This is a genomic window from Neobacillus sp. SAB-20_R2A, assembly GCF_049568635.1.
Taxonomy (GTDB): domain Bacteria; phylum Bacillota; class Bacilli; order Bacillales; family Cytobacillaceae; genus Neobacillus; species Neobacillus citreus.
The window spans coordinates 590,001-592,500 of record NZ_CP145895.1 but is presented as its reverse complement, the minus strand read 5'-3'; the positions used below and the strand labels follow the sequence as shown (position 1 = coordinate 592,500).

General features: G+C 53.0%; 2 rRNA genes (both only partly in view). Both read right to left on the bottom strand.

Annotated elements, in window-relative coordinates:
* A 23S ribosomal RNA gene (locus tag V5M37_RS02850) occupies positions 1-787 on the bottom strand; it reaches 2,148 nt to the left of the window's first position.
* 195 nt (positions 788-982) lie between these two features.
* Positions 983-2,500 (bottom strand): 16S ribosomal RNA (locus V5M37_RS02845) (it continues 32 nt past the right edge of the window).
* Together the 16S and 23S rRNA genes form the textbook arrangement of a ribosomal RNA operon.

Sequence of the window (2,500 nt, the reverse complement as noted above, 5' to 3'; positions counted from 1 at the left end):
CGTGGGTTCGGGCCTCCATCCAGTGTTACCTGGACTTCACCCTGGACATGGGTAGATCACCTGGTTTCGGGTCTACGACTACATACTAATTCGCCCTATTCAGACTCGCTTTCGCTGCGGCTCCGTCTCTTCAACTTAACCTCGCATGCAATCGTAACTCGCCGGTTCATTCTACAAAAGGCACGCCATCACCCATGAACGGGCTCTGACTACTTGTAGGCACACGGTTTCAGGATCTCTTTCACTCCCCTTCCGGGGTGCTTTTCACCTTTCCCTCACGGTACTGGTTCACTATCGGTCACTAGGGAGTATTTAGCCTTGGGAGATGGTCCTCCCTGCTTCCGACCGGATTTCACGTGTCCGGCCGTACTCAGGATCCACTCAGGAGGGAACGAAGTTTCAACTACAGGGCTTTTACCTTCTATGGCTGGCCTTTCCAGACCGCTTCATCTACCCCGTTCCTTTGTAACTCCATGTTGAGTGTCCTACAACCCCGAAAGGCAAGCCTTTCGGTTTGGGCTGTTCCCGTTTCGCTCGCCGCTACTCAGGGAATCGCGTTTGCTTTCTCTTCCTCCGGGTACTTAGATGTTTCAGTTCCCCGGGTCTGCCTTCAATACCCTATGTATTCAGGTAAAGATACTGCTCCATTACGAACAGTGGGTTTCCCCATTCGGAAATCTCCGGATCGGCGCTTACTTACAGCTCCCCGAAGCATATCGGTGTTAGTCCCGTCCTTCATCGGCTCCTAGTGCCAAGGCATTCACCGTGCGCCCTTTCTAACTTAACCTAAAAGGTTTTACTTACTCTTAAAAATAAGAGAGAAAAACTAAAATGGCGATTACTCGGTTCTTACTTGGTTACTTCTTCTATACGATTATCTAGTTTTCAAAGAACGAAAGTTTTGAGAGATTGTTCTCTCAAAACTAAACAAACAAGAAACAGTCAACTTCTTATCAGTCCATAAGGACTGCATTATCCTTAGAAAGGAGGTGATCCAGCCGCACCTTCCGATACGGCTACCTTGTTACGACTTCACCCCAATCATCTGTCCCACCTTAGGCGGCTGGCTCCTTACGGTTACCCCACCGACTTCGGGTGTTACAAACTCTCGTGGTGTGACGGGCGGTGTGTACAAGGCCCGGGAACGTATTCACCGCGGCATGCTGATCCGCGATTACTAGCGATTCCGGCTTCATGCAGGCGAGTTGCAGCCTGCAATCCGAACTGAGAATGGTTTTATGGGATTGGCTCCACCTCGCGGCTTCGCTGCCCTTTGTACCATCCATTGTAGCACGTGTGTAGCCCAGGTCATAAGGGGCATGATGATTTGACGTCATCCCCACCTTCCTCCGGTTTGTCACCGGCAGTCACCTTAGAGTGCCCAACTGAATGCTGGCAACTAAGATCAAGGGTTGCGCTCGTTGCGGGACTTAACCCAACATCTCACGACACGAGCTGACGACAACCATGCACCACCTGTCACTCTGTCCCCCGAAGGGGAAATTCCTATCTCTAGGAGTGTCAGAGGATGTCAAGACCTGGTAAGGTTCTTCGCGTTGCTTCGAATTAAACCACATGCTCCACCGCTTGTGCGGGCCCCCGTCAATTCCTTTGAGTTTCAGCCTTGCGGCCGTACTCCCCAGGCGGAGTGCTTAATGCGTTAGCTGCAGCACTAAAGGGCGGAAACCCTCTAACACTTAGCACTCATCGTTTACGGCGTGGACTACCAGGGTATCTAATCCTGTTTGCTCCCCACGCTTTCGCGCCTCAGCGTCAGTTACAGACCAGAAAGCCGCCTTCGCCACTGGTGTTCCTCCACATCTCTACGCATTTCACCGCTACACGTGGAATTCCGCTTTCCTCTTCTGCACTCAAGTCCCCCAGTTTCCAATGACCCTCCACGGTTGAGCCGTGGGCTTTCACATCAGACTTAAAGGACCGCCTGCGCGCGCTTTACGCCCAATAATTCCGGACAACGCTTGCCACCTACGTATTACCGCGGCTGCTGGCACGTAGTTAGCCGTGGCTTTCTGGTCAGGTACCGTCAAGGTACCGGCAGTTACTCCGATACTTGTTCTTCCCTGACAACAGAGCTTTACGACCCGAAGGCCTTCATCGCTCACGCGGCGTTGCTCCATCAGACTTTCGTCCATTGTGGAAGATTCCCTACTGCTGCCTCCCGTAGGAGTCTGGGCCGTGTCTCAGTCCCAGTGTGGCCGATCACCCTCTCAGGTCGGCTACGCATCGTCGCCTTGGTGAGCCGTTACCTCACCAACTAGCTAATGCGCCGCGGGCCCATCTGTAAGTGTCAGCCGAAACCGACTTTCAGCCTTCCCTCATGCGAGGGAAGAAATTATCCGGTATTAGCTCCGGTTTCCCGAAGTTATCCCAGTCTTACAGGCAGGTTGCCCACGTGTTACTCACCCGTCCGCCGCTAATCACCGGGAGCAAGCTCCCAGTGATTCGCTCGACTTGCATGTATTAGGCACGCCGCCAGCGT